This is a genomic window from Pseudarthrobacter sp. GA104, assembly GCF_009741265.1.
Taxonomy (GTDB): domain Bacteria; phylum Actinomycetota; class Actinomycetes; order Actinomycetales; family Micrococcaceae; genus Arthrobacter.
Genome location: NZ_WOWL01000001.1, coordinates 2,076,608 through 2,093,834 on the forward strand (window position 1 = coordinate 2,076,608; position 17,227 = coordinate 2,093,834).

The 17,227-nt window shown below is 65.9% G+C and carries 15 protein-coding genes; 12 read left to right on the forward strand and 3 right to left on the reverse strand.

Annotation, left to right across the window (positions count from 1 at the left end):
• Positions 1–2 precede the first annotated feature (2 nt).
• Positions 3–1,295 carry an ABC transporter substrate-binding protein gene (locus tag GK109_RS09460; RefSeq protein ID WP_370460501.1) on the reverse strand — a complete coding sequence of 431 codons (1,293 nt, stop codon included), beginning with the start codon at positions 1,293–1,295 and terminating at the stop codon, positions 3–5.
• A 288-nt stretch (positions 1,296–1,583) separates the two neighbouring features.
• Between GK109_RS09460 and GK109_RS09465 the strand changes: the two genes are divergently transcribed.
• The 8 genes from GK109_RS09465 (at position 1,584) to GK109_RS09500 (ending at position 13,148) form a co-directional block, all read left to right on the forward strand.
• Positions 1,584–3,566, forward strand: coding sequence for an adenylyl cyclase (locus GK109_RS09465; protein WP_157240014.1), 1,983 nt, complete (start codon positions 1,584–1,586; stop codon positions 3,564–3,566).
• Positions 3,567–3,998: 432 nt separating this feature from the next.
• On the forward strand, positions 3,999–5,597 hold the full coding sequence (locus GK109_RS09470; RefSeq protein WP_157240016.1) for a glycoside hydrolase family 68 protein: 1,599 nt from the start codon (positions 3,999–4,001) through the stop codon (positions 5,595–5,597).
• 162 nt (positions 5,598–5,759) lie between these two features.
• Positions 5,760–7,721: a glycoside hydrolase family 32 protein gene (locus GK109_RS09475; protein WP_157240018.1), complete on the forward strand. Its 1,962-nt coding sequence runs from the start codon at positions 5,760–5,762 to the stop codon at positions 7,719–7,721.
• Between the two features lie 38 nt (positions 7,722–7,759).
• Positions 7,760–8,479: an alpha/beta fold hydrolase gene (locus tag GK109_RS09480; protein WP_157240020.1), complete on the forward strand. Its 720-nt coding sequence runs from the start codon at positions 7,760–7,762 to the stop codon at positions 8,477–8,479.
• A gap of 83 nt (positions 8,480–8,562) precedes the next feature.
• Positions 8,563–9,669, forward strand: coding sequence for an agmatine deiminase family protein (locus GK109_RS09485; RefSeq protein WP_157240022.1), 1,107 nt, complete (start codon positions 8,563–8,565; stop codon positions 9,667–9,669).
• The gene (locus GK109_RS09490; protein WP_370460502.1) at positions 9,666–11,420 is read left to right on the forward strand and encodes an amidase; all 1,755 of its coding nucleotides are present in this window, start codon (positions 9,666–9,668) and stop codon (positions 11,418–11,420) included. The genes GK109_RS09485 and GK109_RS09490 overlap by 4 nt, the downstream gene beginning before the upstream one ends.
• A 57-nt stretch (positions 11,421–11,477) precedes the next feature.
• On the forward strand, positions 11,478–12,734 hold the full coding sequence (locus GK109_RS09495) for a D-arabinono-1,4-lactone oxidase (RefSeq protein ID WP_157240025.1): 1,257 nt from the start codon (positions 11,478–11,480) through the stop codon (positions 12,732–12,734).
• Positions 12,735–12,812: 78 nt separating this feature from the next.
• Entirely contained in the window at positions 12,813–13,148 is a 336-nt protein-coding gene (locus GK109_RS09500; protein WP_157240027.1) for a hypothetical protein, read from the forward strand.
• 52 nt (positions 13,149–13,200) lie between these two features.
• Here the strand turns inward: GK109_RS09500 and GK109_RS09505 are convergent, their stop codons facing one another.
• Entirely contained in the window at positions 13,201–13,734 is a 534-nt protein-coding gene (locus GK109_RS09505; protein ID WP_157240029.1) for a MarR family winged helix-turn-helix transcriptional regulator, read from the reverse strand.
• A gap of 271 nt (positions 13,735–14,005) precedes the next feature.
• Between GK109_RS09505 and GK109_RS09510 the strand changes: the two genes are divergently transcribed.
• From GK109_RS09510 to GK109_RS09520, 3 genes are read left to right on the forward strand one after another with little or no spacing between them, the layout of a single operon-like run.
• A complete protein-coding gene (locus GK109_RS09510) occupies positions 14,006–14,863 on the forward strand; it encodes a hypothetical protein (protein WP_157240030.1) in 858 nt (285 codons plus the stop codon).
• A 17-nt stretch (positions 14,864–14,880) separates the two neighbouring features.
• Positions 14,881–15,291 carry a phage holin family protein gene (locus tag GK109_RS09515; protein ID WP_157242809.1) on the forward strand — a complete coding sequence of 137 codons (411 nt, stop codon included), beginning with the start codon at positions 14,881–14,883 and terminating at the stop codon, positions 15,289–15,291.
• Complete coding sequence (locus GK109_RS09520) at positions 15,288–15,950, forward strand: DUF3618 domain-containing protein (protein WP_157240032.1); 663 nt, start codon at positions 15,288–15,290, stop codon at positions 15,948–15,950. Before GK109_RS09515 ends, GK109_RS09520 begins: the two co-directional genes overlap by 4 nt.
• Before the next feature lie 78 nt (positions 15,951–16,028).
• On the opposite strand, the gene GK109_RS09525 is transcribed toward GK109_RS09520, so the two are convergent.
• The gene (locus tag GK109_RS09525) at positions 16,029–16,853 is read right to left on the reverse strand and encodes a LysR family transcriptional regulator substrate-binding protein (protein ID WP_323058109.1); all 825 of its coding nucleotides are present in this window, start codon (positions 16,851–16,853) and stop codon (positions 16,029–16,031) included.
• On the opposite strand from GK109_RS09525, the gene GK109_RS09530 reads away from it, so the two are divergent.
• A complete protein-coding gene (locus tag GK109_RS09530) occupies positions 16,816–17,220 on the forward strand; it encodes a DUF5997 family protein (RefSeq protein WP_157240034.1) in 405 nt (134 codons plus the stop codon). The two genes, GK109_RS09525 and GK109_RS09530, sit on opposite strands and share 38 nt — an antisense overlap.
• Positions 17,221–17,227: the final 7 nt, after the last annotated feature.

Sequence of the window (17,227 nt, forward strand, 5' to 3'; positions counted from 1 at the left end):
GCTTAGAGGGACTTCACTGCGGTGACGAACTTCTCCCAGGAGGAGGCGGCGTCGTCCGACTTGTCAACGTCCACGCGGGTAAGGGCCTGCTGCATGGCATCGTTGATGGCGAAGTACTTGGTTCCCTTGAACGGGGTCACGTCAACAGCCTTGGCGCGTTCGGCGAAGATCTGGCCGGTGGGCGCGCCGTTGAAGAACGCGTTCGTCTGGCCCAGCAGATCGCTGCTTTCAAGCGCCTCCTTCTGGCTGGGGAAGGTGCCCTTGGCGGTGAAGGCCTTGATCTGCTGCTCAGGGGCGGTCAGCCAGCCTGCCAGCTTCTTGGCCTCGGCCTGGTGTTCGCCCTGGGTGGGAACCGTCAGGTAGGAACCACCCCAGTTTCCCCCGCCGCCGGGGAAGACGTTGGCAACATCCCAGCCGGTGACCCCGGCCGCGTTGCCCTCGATGACCCCCAGCATCCAGCCCGGGCAGAGGGTTGTTGCGAAGGCGCCCGTCTGGAAGCCGGAGGCCCAGTCGTCGCTCCACTGGCTAAGGTGGGCGGACAGCCCGTCCCTGGTGGAGGCCTCCAGGACCTGGTTGTAGGTGTCCTTGACCTTCGGGTTCTCCGTGGCGATGACGGTGCCGTCCTCTTCCTCATAGACCTTCTCGAGCTGGTTGCTCATGCCCTGGTAGATCGCCCCCGCCGAGTCGAACCATGCGGAATCCGGGCTTGCGGCCTTGAAGGCCTTGCCGGCCTCGAAGTAGCTGTCCCAGGTGGTCCCCAGCATCTTGGCAACTTCCCCGCGTTCGGTGGGCATGCCGGCCTTCTTGAGCAGCTCGGCGTTGTAGCAGACTGCTTCAGGGCCGGAGTCGGTCCCGTAGCCAAGCAGCTTGCCGTCGGCGGTCGTGGCGGCCTCGGCCTTCCAGTCCAGCCAGCGGCCTTCCACAGCGGGGTCCTTCAGGTCTGCAAAGCGGTCCGGGTACTGCAGCAGTTCCGGAAGCCAGTCCACCTCAACGGCCTCGATATCGGACAGGCCGGAGCCGGCGGCCAGGCGCGTGGTGAGGTTGTCCCGTGCCTCGTTGGTGGTTGCCGCCTTCTTGTGCTCAATGGTCACGTTCGGGTTCAGCGCTTCGTACTCTTCAAAGAGTTTTTCGTACCCGAATTCGTTGAAGGTACCCACCGTGAGCGTGACGGGATCGGAGCCGGTGGCGCCGTCGACGCCGCCTGATTCAGGAGCGGACGAGCCGCAGGCCGTCAGCGACAGGGCCAGGCAGGCGGCCGCAGCCGACAACACAGAGAACTTGGTTGGGTTTTTCACAGGAAAGACTCCTTCGTCAGAAAAAATGCCCTGTCGACCCACATGACGGTCGGAGGCGGAGAGGTGGTGCGGTGGAACTGCCCCGCGGCAGTGGCCGAGCGTGGGAGCGCTCTCACCACATGGTGTCCCACCTCACAACCCCTTGTCAAGAGGCGGTAGGAGCGCTTCCACGCGACCCTTGCCGGTACTCCCCCGCGGTGTTACGCTTCCCCGACGAGAGCGCTCCCACGGCTGCAGCTTTTCCTGTCGCCCACGCTCGACGATTCCCGCCAACGAACAGGACAAGCAATGCCGCTAGCCCACGTCCCCCATCCTCCGCGCGCCGGCAGACCCCAGAACCCGCAGCAGGGGCGCACCCAGGCCCGGCGCCGGCACGTCGCCGGCACTGTCGCCGGCGCCGTCGCCCTCCTCGCCGGCCTGGTCGCCAGCGGAGGAAGCATGGCCGCTGCTGCGCCGGCCGCTCCCGCCGTTTCAAAGGCATCGGCTTCAAAGTCATTAGCGCAACAGGCTCCCGCACCGGCTGCTCCCCCTGCCCTTCCCCAGGTTGCAGAGCCTGACTTCGGACCCAACGTCCGGATCTTCGACCCCGGCATGCCGGTGGCCGAAATCCAGGCCACGGTTGATTCCATCGCCGCTGAACAGGTGGACGATGAGATGGGTTCCAAACGCTACTCACTGCTGTTCAAGCCGGGAACCTACGGCAGTGCCGAAGAGCCGCTCATCGTCCAGGTGGGCTACTCCACCGAGGTGGCGGGGCTGGGCGCTTCCCCCACGGATGTCACCATCAACGGGCACGTGGACGTCTACAACCGGTGCCTCGCCGCGGACAACTGCATCGCCCTGAACAACTTCTGGCGGTCCCTGTCCAACCTCACCATCAATGTCACCGGCCTCGAAGGCTGCCGCAGCTCCGCCAATTTCTGGGCGGCCTCGCAGGCGTCCCCCATGCGGCGGATCAACATCACCGGCGGCAACCTCTCCCTCATGGACTACTGCACCGCCGGACCGCAATACGCCAGCGGCGGCTTCATCGCCGATTCCAAGACGGGCGATGTCATCAACGGCTCACAGCAGCAGTACTTCGTGCGTGACAGCAGCATCGGCAACTGGTCCAACGGCGTCTGGAACCAGGTCTTCTCCGGAGTGGACGGGGCACCGGCGCAGTCCTTCCCGAACCCGCCGTACACCACTTTGGCGAGCACGCCTATCAGCCGCGAAAAGCCTTATCTCACGCTGGATGCCGCCGGCCAGTACAGCGTGTTCGTTCCCGCCGTCCGCACGGACTCCGCCGGGACCACGTGGGAAAACGGCCCGACGGCGGGGCGCAGCATCCCGCTGTCAGATTTCTATGTGGCCCGCCCCTCGGATTCGGTCAAGACCATCAATTCCCAGCTGGCACGCGGCAAGAACCTCCTGCTCACCCCGGGGGTCTACGGCATTGATGAGAGCATCGAGGTCAAGAGGGCCAACACCATCGTCCTGGGGCTGGGGATCGCCACCCTCACCGCCATCAACGGCGCCGTCCCGCTGACCGTCGCGGATGTGCCCGGCGTGGACATTGCCGCCGTCACGATTGATGCCGGCGAGGTGAATTCACCGGCACTCATGCGGATCGGGAAGGCCACGCAGGGCGGCGGCGGCGCCGCCAACCCGGCTGTCCGCACGGACCCCGGCAACCCCACCGTGCTCCATGACGTGTTCTTCCGCATCGGCGGACCTCACGTGGGCAAAGCCTCGGTCAGCCTGGAGGTCAACAGCGACAACGTTCTCCTGGACCACATCTGGGCCTGGCGCGCCGACCACGGCAACGGGGTGGGCTGGACCACCAACACCGGCAGGAACGGCGTGATCATCAACGGTAACAACGTCACCGCCACCGGCCTGTTTGTCGAGCACTACCAGGAGTACAACGTCATCTGGAACGGCGAAAACGGCAGGACCGTCTTCTTCCAGAACGAGCTGCCCTATGACGCGCCGAACCAGGCCGCCTGGCAGCACGACGGGGTCCTCGGCTGGGCGGGCTACAAAGTCGCCGATTCGGTCAAGACCCACGAACTCTGGGGCGGCGGCAGTTACGTCTACAACAACGTGGACCCCACCATCCACGCCACCCGCGGCTTCGAGGTACCTGTGACACCGGGCGTGACACTGCACAGCCTGCTGACCGTCAACCTGGGTGCCGGCACCCTGGACCACGTCATCAACGACACCGGCGCACCCGTGTCGACGGACGCCGTCGGGGTACCCAGCTACGTCCCCAGTTTCCCCTAGGCGGGATGCGCGCGGACGGGCGTTTCCCACCCCCGTCCGCGCCGGCTGCCAGGGGCGGCCGCATGACCGTAAGGGGACTTGTCCCCGGTCTGCGTGGGCCGGGTGGGAATCTGTTCCGGAAGAAACATTTGACTTGGATGGCCGGACCCTTTACGCGCGCGTATTCAGATGTAAGCGCTTACATGTGTCCCGCGAACTGGCTTTGGGGTGCATGGAAACATACTTGCGCCTGGTTCCCGCCTCTCCCTACGGTGGGTGCGGCCGGGAGCCCACAAAGTCTCCTGGCCTTTGAACCGGCGGTCCTACGCCGGTTCGCCTCCGAACAACGGCGTCCCTGATGACGCCTGCGGAATCGGGGCCGCCGGAGTATCGGGAAATGAGGGCAGATGCCCGTCTTCCACGAACAGTTACAACTCCGCGAGAAGAGCAATAATGCACAAGCACCCCCAAACCCCCCGGATGCCGCGGTGGCGGTCCGCCGCCGCGGCACTGGCTACAGCCGTGGCTGCCTCGACCTTCCTTGCCGTGCCGTCGGCGCAGGCCAACGAGCCTGCCGATCCGCCGGCCGCAGAGCAGATGCCGGCGCCGACCCCCGGTTTCCCGCTCCCCACGGAACACACCCAGGAAGCCTTCGACCCGGCGTCGGACTTCACCTCCAAGTGGACCCGCGCCGATGCCAGCCAGATCATGGCGCAGAGCGACACCACGGTGGCTCCCGGACAGAACTCCATGAGCCCCGACGTCACCATGCCGGAAATCCCCGAGGATTTCCCCACCATGAATGAGGACGTCTGGGTCTGGGACACCTGGTCCCTGACGGACGAGAATGCCAACCAGATCAGCTACAAGGGCTACGACGTCATCTTCTCGCTCGTCGCTGACCGCCACGCCGGCTACAACTTCGACCAGCGCCACTGGAACGCCCGCATCGGCTTCTTCTTCCGCAAGACCAATGCGGACCCGGCCAAGGACAAGTGGAACTACGGCGGGCACCTCTTCGTCGACGGATCTTCCATCGGCAACACCGAGTGGTCCGGCTCCACCCGCCTGATGCAGGGCAACCATGTGAACGTGTTCTACACGGCCACCACTTTCCACGACGTGGCTGAGCGGAATGCCGGCGGCGGCGGCATCGCCCCGGACGCGGCAATTGCCAAGGCCCTCGGCAACATCCATGCCAACGAGGAACGCGTCTGGTTCGACGGCTTCGAGCACACCAAGCTGCTCGAGCCGGACGGCACGATGTACCAGACCAAGGAGCAGAATCCGGGCTTTGCATTCCGCGACCCGTTCACCTTCGCCGACCCGGCGCACCCCGGCAAGACCTTCATGGTCTTCGAAGGCAATACGGCCGGCAACCGCGGCGAGTACCAGTGCACCGAGGAAGACCTCGGCTACCGTGAGGGCGATGCCAACGCAGAATCCCTCGACGAAGTGAACAGCAGCGGCGCCTTCTACCAGACCGGCAATGTGGGCCTCGCCGTGGCTGACAACAAGGACCTGACCAAGTGGTCCTTCCTGCCTCCGATCCTCTCCGCGAACTGCGTCAACGACCAGACTGAACGTCCCCAGATCTTCATCCAGAACGAGGACGGCAAGAACAAGTACTACCTGTACACGATCAGTCACCAGTTCACGTACGCGGCCGGCATGCGCGGCCCCGACGGCGTCTACGGCTTCGTGGGCGACGGCGTGCGCTCCGACTACCAGCCCGTCAACAACTCCGGCCTGGCACTCGGTTCGCCCACCGACCTGAACCTGCCGGCCAACAACCCGAGCGGCACTATCTCGGGCCAGCAGAACGGCCGGCAGTTCCAGGCCTACTCGCACTACGTGCAGCCCAATGGACTCGTGCAGTCGTTCATCGACAACGTCAACGGCGTCCGCGGCGGCTCCCTGTCCCCGACCGTGAAGATCAACTTCAAGAACGGCGTCACGCAGGTTGACCGCAGCTTCGGCGAGAACGGCCTTGGCCCGTTCGGCTACCTGCCCACCAACGTCCGTGTCGGCGGCGAGGGACACTACAAGTAACCAGCACCTCGACGACACATCCTGCTTGCAGGCGGCGCACCGGCAGTTCCCTGCCTGTGCGGTAGCCGGCACCAGTGCGGAGCGGGGCGCCATCCCAGGCGTCCCGCTCCGTTGCCGTGGCGCACCGGCGCCGGACAAGCAGCCCCAACTGAAATGGTCACCATGTCGGAAAAACCTGATCTCCGTACTCCCGCCAGCCGGCGCACCGCCTGGGCAATAGCGGCAGCCCTCGCAATCCTGGCCGCCATTGTCTCCACCGTTGTCCGGATCGAGGGGTCGAGCGCCAAAGTGCGGGCAGAAGAGGCCCTTCGGAGTGTTGCGACAGCCCAGTCCGCATCCAAGGATGCGGCGGGCGTTTATGCCTCCTATTGGCTGACTGGCGGTGACCACAGCCTCTCTGCCGCCCATCCGGTCCAGGCGGAAGGGGTAGCGGACCTCAGGAGCATCAGTTGCGACGACGGCTGGGTAGCAGCAGCCCGGGTTGACGGCGAAATCTACGTGCGATCAAACCTCGAGGAAGGCGCTGTTGCGGCAGGAGCCGGGGAAATCCGCCGGCCCGGCTGCGTCACTGATGAGGCCCTCCGGCGAATGCTTTCCGACGTTGGCCTGCAGGAACAGCCAGCGGAGCCCGGGTCAATCGCCGACCGGCCGCAGGACTCATCGAAGTACCGCCCGAACTACCACATCACTCCCGAACGCAACTGGATGAATGATCCGCAGCGGCCCTTTTTCCTCAATGGGCTCTGGCATTACTACTACCTGTACAACTCCGACTATCCGGAGGGAAACGGAACCGAGTGGTACCACCTCACCAGTGAAGACCTGCTGACCTGGAAGGACGAAGGGGTGGCCATTGAGAAGTACAAAAACGGGCTGGGGGACATTGAAACCGGCAGCGCGCTGGTGGACTACGAAAACACTGCCGGATTTGGGCACGGCGCCGTCATCTCAGTACTGACGCAGCAGGACCAGGGCGTCCAGCGCCAGTCCCTGTTCTACTCAACCGACGGCGGATACACCTTCAACGCGTACGAGGGCAATCCCGTGATGGACAACCCCGGAGCGGAGCACTGGCGGGACCCGAAAATTGTCTGGGACGGGGAACGCAGCCAGTGGCTCATGGTCCTTGCCGAGGGACACAAGATCGGCATGTATACCTCCTCCAACCTCAAGGATTGGCGCTACGTTTCAGGTTTCGAGCGGACCGGCCTGGGGACACTGGAATGTCCCGACCTGTTCCAGCTGGATCTGGACGGGGATCCTGCCAAGAGAACCTGGGTGCTCGCGGCAAGCGCCAATGGAACAGAAGAGGGAAGAACCACCGGCGTCGCCTATTGGACCGGAAGCTGGGACGGAACCCGCTTCACGCCCCGGGACGAGGACCATCAGTGGCTGGACGCCGGATCCGACTTCTACGCAGCCGTGACCTGGGACGACCCCCGGCTCACCGAAGGCCAGAAAATGCAGTCCCGGCAGGCAATCGGGTGGATGAACAACTGGGACTATGCCCGGAAGCTCCCAACCGCGGACTGGCACGGCGGCATGGACACCCTCATCCGGGACATCCGCCTCAAAACCGTCCAGGACCGCCCGACCCTTGTCTCTGCTCCTGCGAAAACCTTGGGCCGGCTCGGGGGCCAGACGTTGGATCTCCAAGGGTCCACACCCGACGGCATCAAGAAGCTTCCGTCCTCCCAGGGAGGGGCGTACCGGCTGGACGTGACGCTTGAGCGGCCCGGACCCCATGACGGATCCGAGGCACGGATTTCCATGGAAAGCGGCGGCTCGGCGTTTGCAGCCATCGGTTACAACTTCCAGGACGGCACCGTGTTCCTGGACCGGCAGCAGCCCGCCGACAGAGACCTGGGCCCGCTCTTCACCCAGCGGCGGGCTGCAACAGCCCCGGCGAAGGACGGCCTTGTGAAGCTGGCTGTCTTCGTTGACTACTCTTCCGTCGAAGTGTTCGTCAACGACGGCGAGCAAACACTGACGTCGCTCGTCTTCCCGCGCTCGGAACAGCACGCCATCAAAACGGTCACGGACAAGGGGCCGCTCCCGCTTAAATCACTGGACTACACGCCCCTGTCACCGGCCCGCCAATTGCCGCTGCACAAGCTCCCCTGACGCTACCCACGCCTGCCGCAACAAGTTAGGGTTCCAGCATGGACATCATCCTGGTACCCGGTTTCTGGTTGGATGCCTCTTCGTGGCAGGAGGTGGTCCCGGCACTGGAGGCCGCGGGACACCGGCCGCATCCACTCACGCTGCCCGGCCTTGAATCCCTTGACGCGGACCGGTCAGGCATCAGCCTCCAGGACCACATCGACTTTGTGGTTGCCGCCATTGACGCCCTCGAGGGCAAGGTGGTCCTGGTGGGCCACTCCGGGGGCGGCGCCGTCATCCACGGCGCGCTGGACGCGCGCCCGGACCGGGTGGAACGAGCCATTTACGTGGACAGCGGTCCTCTGGGTGAAGGCGACGTGATCAACAACGAACTGCCGGCCGATGGCGACGACATTCCGCTGCCGCCGTGGGAAGGCTTCGACGATGCCGACCTCATTGACCTCGACGACGGACTGCGGGAAGCATTCCGCGCACGTGCCATCCCGCAACCCAAGGGAGTGGCCTACGGCAGGCAGCACCTGCACGATACCCGCCGCTATGACGTCCCGGCCACCGTGATTGCGTGCGAATTCCCCTCCTCGCTGCTCTGCGAATGGATCGACGCCGGCCACCCCTTTGTCGCCGAACTGGCGCGGGTCCGCGACGTGGAGTTCGTGGACCTTCCCACGGGGCACTGGCCCCAGTTCACCAAGCCGGCGGAACTGGCACGGGTGATCCTCGCAGCAGTTGACCGGAAGGGCGACGACACGAGCCAGTAACGGCTGCACCTTGCTTAGCCCATCATTCAGGAGTTTCTTCCCAACCCCTTGCGCGGCAGCAGCACCGTCTCCATAATAAATGAATGCCATTCATTTATTCATCAGCTTTTCCGCCTGCCGTCCCAGCATTGACGCTCGACGCAGCACCCGCCCGCATGCCCGCCGAATGGGAAACCCACCAGGGCACCTGGATGGCCTTCCCGCCGCCCAACCACACCTTCGGCCCATCCGGGAGCCCCACCCTTGACCGCGCCCGTGGGGCCTGGGCGCGCGTTGCGCGCACCATCAGCCGCTATGAACCGGTGACCGTGCTGGCTGACCCCCGTGACACGACGGCCGCCAGGGAGTGGCTCGGGGAGGGCATCACCGTCCTTGGGGTTCCGCTCGATGACGCCTGGCTGCGTGACAGCGGGCCAACCTTCACCCGCCGTCCGGACGGTACCGTGGCCGCCGTCGACTGGGTGTTCAACGGCTGGGGCGCCCAGCAGTGGGCCCAATGGGGCAACGACCGGAACGTGGGCCGGGTGCTGGCGGCGCACGCAGGAGTGCCGGTCAATCCGAGTTCCCTGGTCAACGAGGGCGGCGGCTTCCACGTGGACGGCGAGGGAACGGTCCTTCTCACCGAAACGGTGCAGCTGGATCCCCAGCGAAACCCGGGCGCCACCAAGGAATCGGTGGAAGCCGCGATCCACGAGGCCTTGGGAACCACCAAGGCCATCTGGCTGCCCCGCGGACTCACCCGTGATTACGGTGAATTCGGCACCCGCGGGCACGTGGACATCGTAGCTGCCTTCGCCGGCCCGGGCACTGTCCTGCTGCACCGCCAGGACAATCCCGCCCACCCCGACCATGAGGTCTACCAGGAACTCCATTCCACCCTGGCCGGGCAGACCGACGCCCAGGGCAGGCCACTGCGCATCATCGATGTGCCCGCCCCTGCCGCCCTTGAAGACGATGAGGGGTTCGTGGACTGGTCCTACATCAACCATTACGTGGCCAACAACGCAGTAATCCTCTGCAGCTTCGATGACCCGAACGACGCCGTTGCCGCAGGAATACTCGGACGCGCCTATCCGGGCCGCACCATAGAACTGGTGGACGCGCGGGACATCTTCGCCTTTGGCGGCGGCATCCATTGCATCACCCAGCAGCAGCCGGTGCCGGCCGGGCGGCAGGAGGCGGCAGCGTGAGCCCGTTCACCGTGGTGGAAGCAGGTATCAGGCAACTCCGGGAAGCACTGGAAGCGGGGCGGGTCTCAAGCGAGGAGCTGGTCCGCGAGTACCTGCAGCGGATCGAGGCCTACGACAGGTCCGGCATCCGCCTGAACTCGGTGGTGGTACTGAACCCCGAGGCCATTGCGGAGGCGAGGGCCTCCGACGAACGGCGGGCGCGGAACTCCACCCTGGGCCCACTGGACGGCATCCCCTACACCGCCAAGGACAGTTACCAGGTGGCGGGACTGACGGTAGCGGCCGGTTCACCGGCCTTCAAGGACCTTGTGGCCCGGCGCGATGCCTTCACCATCGAGCGGCTCCGGTCCGGCGGGGCGGTCCTGATCGGCCTCACCAACATGCCGCCCATGGCCAACGGCGGCATGCAGCGCGGCGTGTACGGCCGGGCGGAAAGCCCCTACAACGCGGAATACCTGACCGCGGCGTTTGCCTCCGGATCCTCGAACGGCTCCGGAACCGCCACGGCTGCCAGCTTCGCAGCCTTCGGCCTCGCGGAGGAGACCTGGTCTTCCGGCCGGGCGCCGGCGTCGAACAATGCACTCTGCGCCTATACCCCCTCGCGCGGCGTGATCTCGGTCCGCGGCAACTGGCCGCTGGTTCCCACCATGGACGTGGTGGTTCCGCATACCCGCACCATGGATGACCTCCTGGAGGTGCTGGACGTGGTGGTGGCCGACGACGCCGAAACCCGCGGCGACTTCTGGCGGATGCAGCCATGGGTTGACGTGCCAAAGGCGTCCGAGGTGCGCCCCGCCTCCTATCTGGAGCTGGCCGTCACGGACCCCGCAGCTGCGGCGAACGTGCTGGCCGGCAAGCGCCTGGGGGTCCCGCGGATGTACATCAACGCCGATGCGGAGGCCGGCACGGCTCCCGCCCCGGGGATTGGCGGGCCCACCGGGCAGCGCATCCGGACCAGGGCTTCCATCATGGATCTGTGGGATGCTGCCCGCCGCGCGCTGGAGGCGGCCGGGGCGGAAGTAGTGGAGGTGGATTTCCCGGTGGTCTCCAACTATGAGGAAGACCGGCCAGGCGCACCCACCATTGCCACGAGGGGCCTGGTATCCCCCGAATACCTCCGCAGGGAGATCGTGGACCTCTCGGCCTGGGCCTGGCACGACTTCCTGGACGCCAACGGGGACCCGAACCTCTCCCGACTGTCCGACGTCGACGGCGCCAGCATCTTCCCTGCCCCGGACGGTTCGCTGCCGGACCGGTACCACGGGTTTGAGGACGACATCAGCGACTACCCCGCGTGGATACGGGACAACGGGGTGCCTGTCCTGTCCGGGATTCCCCATCTGGCCGAAGGGCTGCGCGGCCTGGAGAAAACTCGCCGGATTGACCTGGAAGAATGGATGGACGGCCTGGTCCTTGATGCGGTGGTGTTCCCGGCCGCCGCGGATGTCGGGCCTGCCGACGCCGACCGCAACGAGCACTCGGCAGAGCAGGCCTGGCGCAACGGCGTCTGGGTGTCCAACGGCAACCTGGTCCCCCGGCATCTGGGCATCCCCACGGTAACGGTCCCGATGGGACTGGCTGCGGACATCGCCATGCCGGTGGGACTGACCTTTGCAGGCAGGGCCTACAGTGACACCTGCCTGCTGGAGCTTGCAGCCGCTTTCGAAGCCACCGGCCGCCGTCGGGTCCCGCCGCCGCGCACCAGCTCCGCCGCCCGGCAGGAGGGGAACGGACGCGCCTTGACAGCCTGATTGTTAGCGCTGACAGTTGAGGGAGCCATTTCCACCACCGACCGGAAAGCCGACTCAATGAAGAACTGGGCAGGGAACCTCGAGTACGCCTCATCGGAGGTCCGGCAGCCGTCGTCAGTGGAAGAACTGGCAGACATCGTGGCCGGGGCCCGCCGGGTCAAAGCCCTGGGGTCCCGCCACTCGTTCAACCGGGTGGGCGACACCGACGGCGTCCACGTGCTCCTGGACGGCCTGCCCCGGGAGATCGAACTGGACCCGGAGCGCCGGACCGTCCGTGTCAGCGGCGGGGTCAGCTACGGAACGCTGTGCCGCTCGCTGGAACAGTCCGGGGTGGCCATCCACAACCTGGCGTCCCTTCCGCATATCTCCGTGGCGGGTGCGGTCCAGACTGGAACGCACGGATCGGGGGTGGACAACCAGTCCCTGGCCGGTGCCGTCGAAGCGATCCACCTCGTGCGGCCCTCCGGTGAACAGGCGTCCCTCTCCCGCGCGGACGGCGACGAATTCCTGGGCAGCGTGGTGGGTCTCGGCGCCCTGGGCATCATCACCGGCCTGGAACTCAGCGTCCAGCCGAGCTTCCGCATGCGCCAGCGCGTCCTGGAGAACCTGCCATGGGACCGCGCGCTGGCCAACTTTCCGGAAATCGTGTCCAGCGCCTACAGCGTCAGCCTCTTCACGGACTACGCCGGCGGTTCCATCAGCCAGGTGTGGCTCAAGGCACTGGATTCGGAGCCGCCGCTGGGTGAGCTGTTCGGTGCCACAGCCGCCCGCACCCCCAGGCACCCGCTGCCGGACATGTCCGCCGAGAATTGCACGCTCCAGATGGACGAGCCGGGCCAGTGGCTGGACCGCCTGCCCCATTTCCGCCATGAGTTCACACCCAGCAAGGGTGAGGAACTGCAAAGCGAATTCATCCTGCCCCTGGAGCACGCCCCGGCCGCCATCGAGGCGGTGCGGGGGCTCGCGCCCAAGCTCGCGCCGCTGCTGTTTGTCTCCGAGATCCGCACCGGTGCTGCCGATGAATTTTGGCTCAGCCCCTTCTACCGGCAGCAGAGCGTGGCCCTCCACTTCACGTGGAAGCCGCTGCAGCCTGAGGTGGAGGCGGTCCTGCCGGAACTTGAGGAAGTACTTCGGCCCTTCGGAACCCGACCGCACTGGGGCAAACTGTTCTCCCCGGCCGGCCATGACTGGGAGTCGCTCTACCCGCGTTTCGCCGACTTCCGCTCGCTGGCATCGGCCCACGATCCTGACGGGAAGTTCCGGAACGCGCTGCTGGACAGCATCCTCGGCGTTCCGGCGGCGAGCAGGCGCTAATCAGCAGGAATTGAGCAGGGGTCCTGCCGGGATGCCCTGTTCCGGCACGGGTTTGCCTCGGACCGATAGGCTGGGCTGATGAAACGCCGCCTTGCCGCCCTGTCCGCCGCTCCCCTTTTCCTGCTCCTCGCCGGCTGTGGTGCCGTTGAGGAGGCTGCCGGCAATGCCGCCAGCGACGCCGCCTCCAAGGTAGCCGCCGCAGGCGCTGCCGAAGTGAAACGGCAGGTCTGCGCGGTGGTGCAGGACGGCCTGGTCAGCGTGGAGGACAAGCAGGCGCTGGCCGGCCTGGTCTCCGCCGCACGTACAGCCGGAGTCCCCGCAGAGATCACGACGCCGTTAGGCCAGATCGCCGCGGCCGGAGACGAAGTGCCGGGCGAATCCGTCCAGGCACTCAAGGACGCCTGCGCGGCTTAGCTACGCTGCCTGGCCGCACACGTGGCAGCCCGCCCGGCGTCGGACAAGCGCCTCAGGGGCGGGGCTGGTCCACGCCGCGGAGGCCGCTGCCGCGGCCGCCTTGGGGGCGCCTCACCGTGCGGTGTTCAGTGGCGGCAAAGGGGACTACGCCGCCATGCTCCCGGTCCGCAGGCAAGGCACTCACAAACTTTGCCAGTTCCTCGCTGAGGACCTTCCAGCCAATACCTGGATCATCCGGATATGCGTTGATTTCCGCCCGGCGCGCAGCTTCCAGGGCCGCGGCGCCGGATTCCGTTAATTCAACTTTGAACTGCCTGCGGTCGGTGGACTGGCGGGTCCTGGTGATATGCCCGGCGCCCTCCAGCCGGATTAATACGCGTCCCAAGGTCTGGCTCTGGACGCGGATGGCCTCCGCGAGCTGCTCCTGGTTAAGGGGCCCGGCGGCCAAGTTTTCCAAAGCTATGACGGCAGCCCGTGTCAGGCCCAAGTGCGCCAAGGCATCGTCCTGCCGCCTTTGCACCAGCCGGGCTGCCAACGTAATCAGGCGATAGCTGGTCCGGGCATCTGGATCAAGGTTGCTGGTCATCGGGCCGTGGCCTTCCTGTGGGTGGCGAAGTGCAGGGTGTGATCACCTCTTCTTGCGTCGCTACATTCTCTACAATAAGCATGCTTAGCATCCGATTCGCAAGTAGGCTTACTATCACTGCGGCCAAAGACGCTGCCCGGCAGCCATATATTCGGCAGCCCTTGCGCTTCAAAAGGGAAGTGTGCTTAGTATCTAATTAGTAACCATGCTTACTACTAGCCAGCACTGCTGGTTCTTGATCGCCAGCTGACCCTTCATGAAAGAGAGCCCGATGACAGAGAACCAATGGCCCCAGACATCCAGCCCTGCTACCACCGATACTTTCGGTGCACCGGACACAGGCGCTGAAGAACGCTACGGCACCTCCCCCGCCGCAGGTTCCGCCGGAGGCTCCAAGAGCCAGGCGGCAAAGGAAGAAGCTTCGCAGGTTGCCGGCCAGGCCGCCTCCGCAGCCCAGGGCGTTGCCCAGACCGCCAAGGAGGAAGCCGCGCATGTGGCCTCCGAGGCGAAGACCAGTGCGCAGGATCTTTTGCACCAGGCGAAGTCGGGCCTGACAAGCCAGGCGGGAACCCAGCAGCAGAAGGCAGCGGAAGGCATCCGCTCCATTTCCAGCCAGCTGCAGAGCATGGCCGCTGCACCGGACCAGCAGGGCGTGGCCAGCGACCTGATCCGCCAGGCTGCCAGCACCACCGAAACGGTAGCCTCCTGGCTTGAGACCAAGCAGCCGGGAGACCTTCTCGGCGAAGTCCAGAGGTTCGCCCGCAACCGCCCCGGCACGTTCCTGCTGGTCGCAGCCGGCGCAGGCGTCCTGGCCGGACGGCTCACCCGTGGCCTCACGGCGGGAGCACCCGAGGCACAGGCGGCAGTCCAGGGCGTTTCCCCGCAGCGGTCGGTTCAGCCCCAGCCGGTTGCGCCCCTTCACCCGGAGACTGTCTATGCCGCCGGCACTGACGACCTCTTTGACGAGCCGGCAGTAGGCACGAGGGCTCCGGTGTCCACCTCAACCCTCCCCGGGGGGACTGCAGTAGACAGCCCCCTGCGGTACGAGGATGACCCCTACCGCGATGAGGACGGCAGCTACAGCGCTGCCGACGGCACTTACCGTTCGACGGAAGGACGCCAGCTGTGAGTAGTTCTATTCCGGAGATGCCGCCGAGTGAGGCGCACCTGAAGGCTGATAACGCCTCGCTGGGTGAGCTGCTCGGGGACGTGACCCGCGACCTGTCCACGCTGATGCGCCAGGAAGTGGAACTCGCCAAGGCCGAACTCAAACAATCCGCGACCAAGGCCGGCAAGGGCTCGGGCATGCTCGCCGGCGCAGGCGTGGCCGGGCACTTCGTGCTCGTCTTCCTGTCCCTGGCCCTGATGTTCGCCCTCGGCGCCCTGATGCCCCTGGGCTGGGCCGCCCTGATCGTCGCCGTGGTCTGGGGCATCACCGCCGCGGTCCTGGCCTCGATCGGGCGCAAGGAACTCAAACAGATCAAGGGCCTGCCCCAGACCGGCGAGACCCTGTCCGAAATTCCCCCAACCCTAAAACCAGGTGAGGTAAACCGATGAGCGATAACCCGGACGCAATCCGTTCAGACATAGAAGCCACCCGCGCCCGCCTGGGCACCAACGTTGACGCGGTCGCCGACAAAGTCACCCCGTCCAACATCGTCCACCGCCAAACCGACAAAGTAAAAGACGCGGTCACCGGCGTGAAGGAGAAAATCATGGGCACAGCAGACTCAGCCACCAACACCGTCAACGACCGGATGCACTCCGGCGCCGGGCACACCAGCAACGCGATGCACTCCACCGGGGACACCCTGCACGGGGCCAGGGACAACGTGGCCTCCACGCTGTCCGACGCCGGCACCGCGATCTCCAACGCCCCGGACCAGGTCAAAGCCAAAACCCAGGGCAACCCCCTGGCCGCGGGCCTGATCGCGTTCGGCGCCGGGATGCTCATCTCCTCCCTGATCCCCGCCAGCGACAAGGAACGCGAGGCAGCCCAGCAGCTCAAGACCGCCGCCGAGCCCCTCGCCACCCAGGTCACCGACGCCGCCAAGGACATGGCCCAGGACCTCAAGGAACCCGCCCAGCAAGCCATGGAAAACGTCAAAGCCACCGCCGCCGACGCCGCCCAAAACGTCAAAACCGAAGGCCAACACGCCGCCACCGACGTCAAAGACCGCGCCACAGACGCCACAGACCACGTCAAAAACACCTAGGCCAAACACCTAGGACGTGACAGCAGGGAAGGCCGGCTCCGCACGGAGCCGGCCTTCCCTGCGTTTGTGCAGTACAGGCTAGCGCTTGCCCTTTTTCCGGGAGCCCTTGCCCCGGCCCTTGTCCGGGTTCGGGGCGTACCGCTGGGCAACCTTGGGCGCCTTCTTGGCTCCGGTTCCGCGCCGGTCCGGCTTGGGATCCTTCTTTACCTTCGTTGGCTGCGCCGAAGGCTGGCGGGAACTCTGCGCCGTCCGGCCGCGTACGATCCCGATGAATTCCTCGATCACTTCGTCCGTGGAATCCGCGGGCCACACCAAGGCGATTTCCGTGCCTGGGGCGCCTGTCAGCCGCCGCGCCACGGTGTCCTTGACGTTGAAATGCCGGGCAACGGACATCGGCAGGATCACCAGGCCGGCCCCTGAGGCCACCACCTGAAGGGCAGCTTCGGGCCCGCCCATTTCCGCCACGTCCAGGAAGGTTTCTTCGCCAAGGTCCGCGAGGGCCACCTCTTCAAAGACCGAAATTTCGTGGCCCTTGGGCGCCACCACCACCGGCTGCTCCTCATAGAGCGGAATGACGTTCAGGCCCTCGCGCTCCACGGGAAGCCGGACAAAGCTGAGCTCGGCGGAACCGTTGCGCAGCACTTCAACCTGCGCGCCGTCGTCGGACATAAAAGACTCCAGCGGGACATCCAGAACGCGCTCTTCCCAGCGGCGGATCCACTTCCCGGGCGTCACGCCGGCCACGTAGGCGAACCGGAGCACGCGGGGTGCCTCCTGCTCCGGAGATTCAGCGGGGGCAGGGCTGTGGGGGATGTTGTCGGAGGGCACGTCTTCACAGTACCGTCCGCCCGGATACCCTTGAAGCATGACCTCTGCAAACTCCCAGTCCATGAAGCCGGCCACCGTTGCCAAGAAACTTGGCATCTATCTGCCCGCAACACCGCAGGAGTTCCAGGATTCAACCATCACGCGTGCCGAGTTCGCCGAGCTCCAGGCCAACCCGCCGGAGTGGCTCGCCGAGCTGCGACGCAACGGCCCGCATCCGCGCCCGGTGGTGGCGCAGAAGCTGAACGTTTCCATCAGCGGGCTGGCCCGTGGCGGCGTCGAGGAAGCGCTGACGACGGCGGAAATCACCGCGCTGCTCCAGGCTCCCCCGCAGTGGCTGGTCACCGAGCGCGCCACGCACGCCGCCGTCCGGGCCGAGGCCCAGCGCGTCAAGGAAGAAGCTTCCAAGAAGGAAGCCAAGAAGGCCCGCGCCAAGGCCGAATAACCGCCCA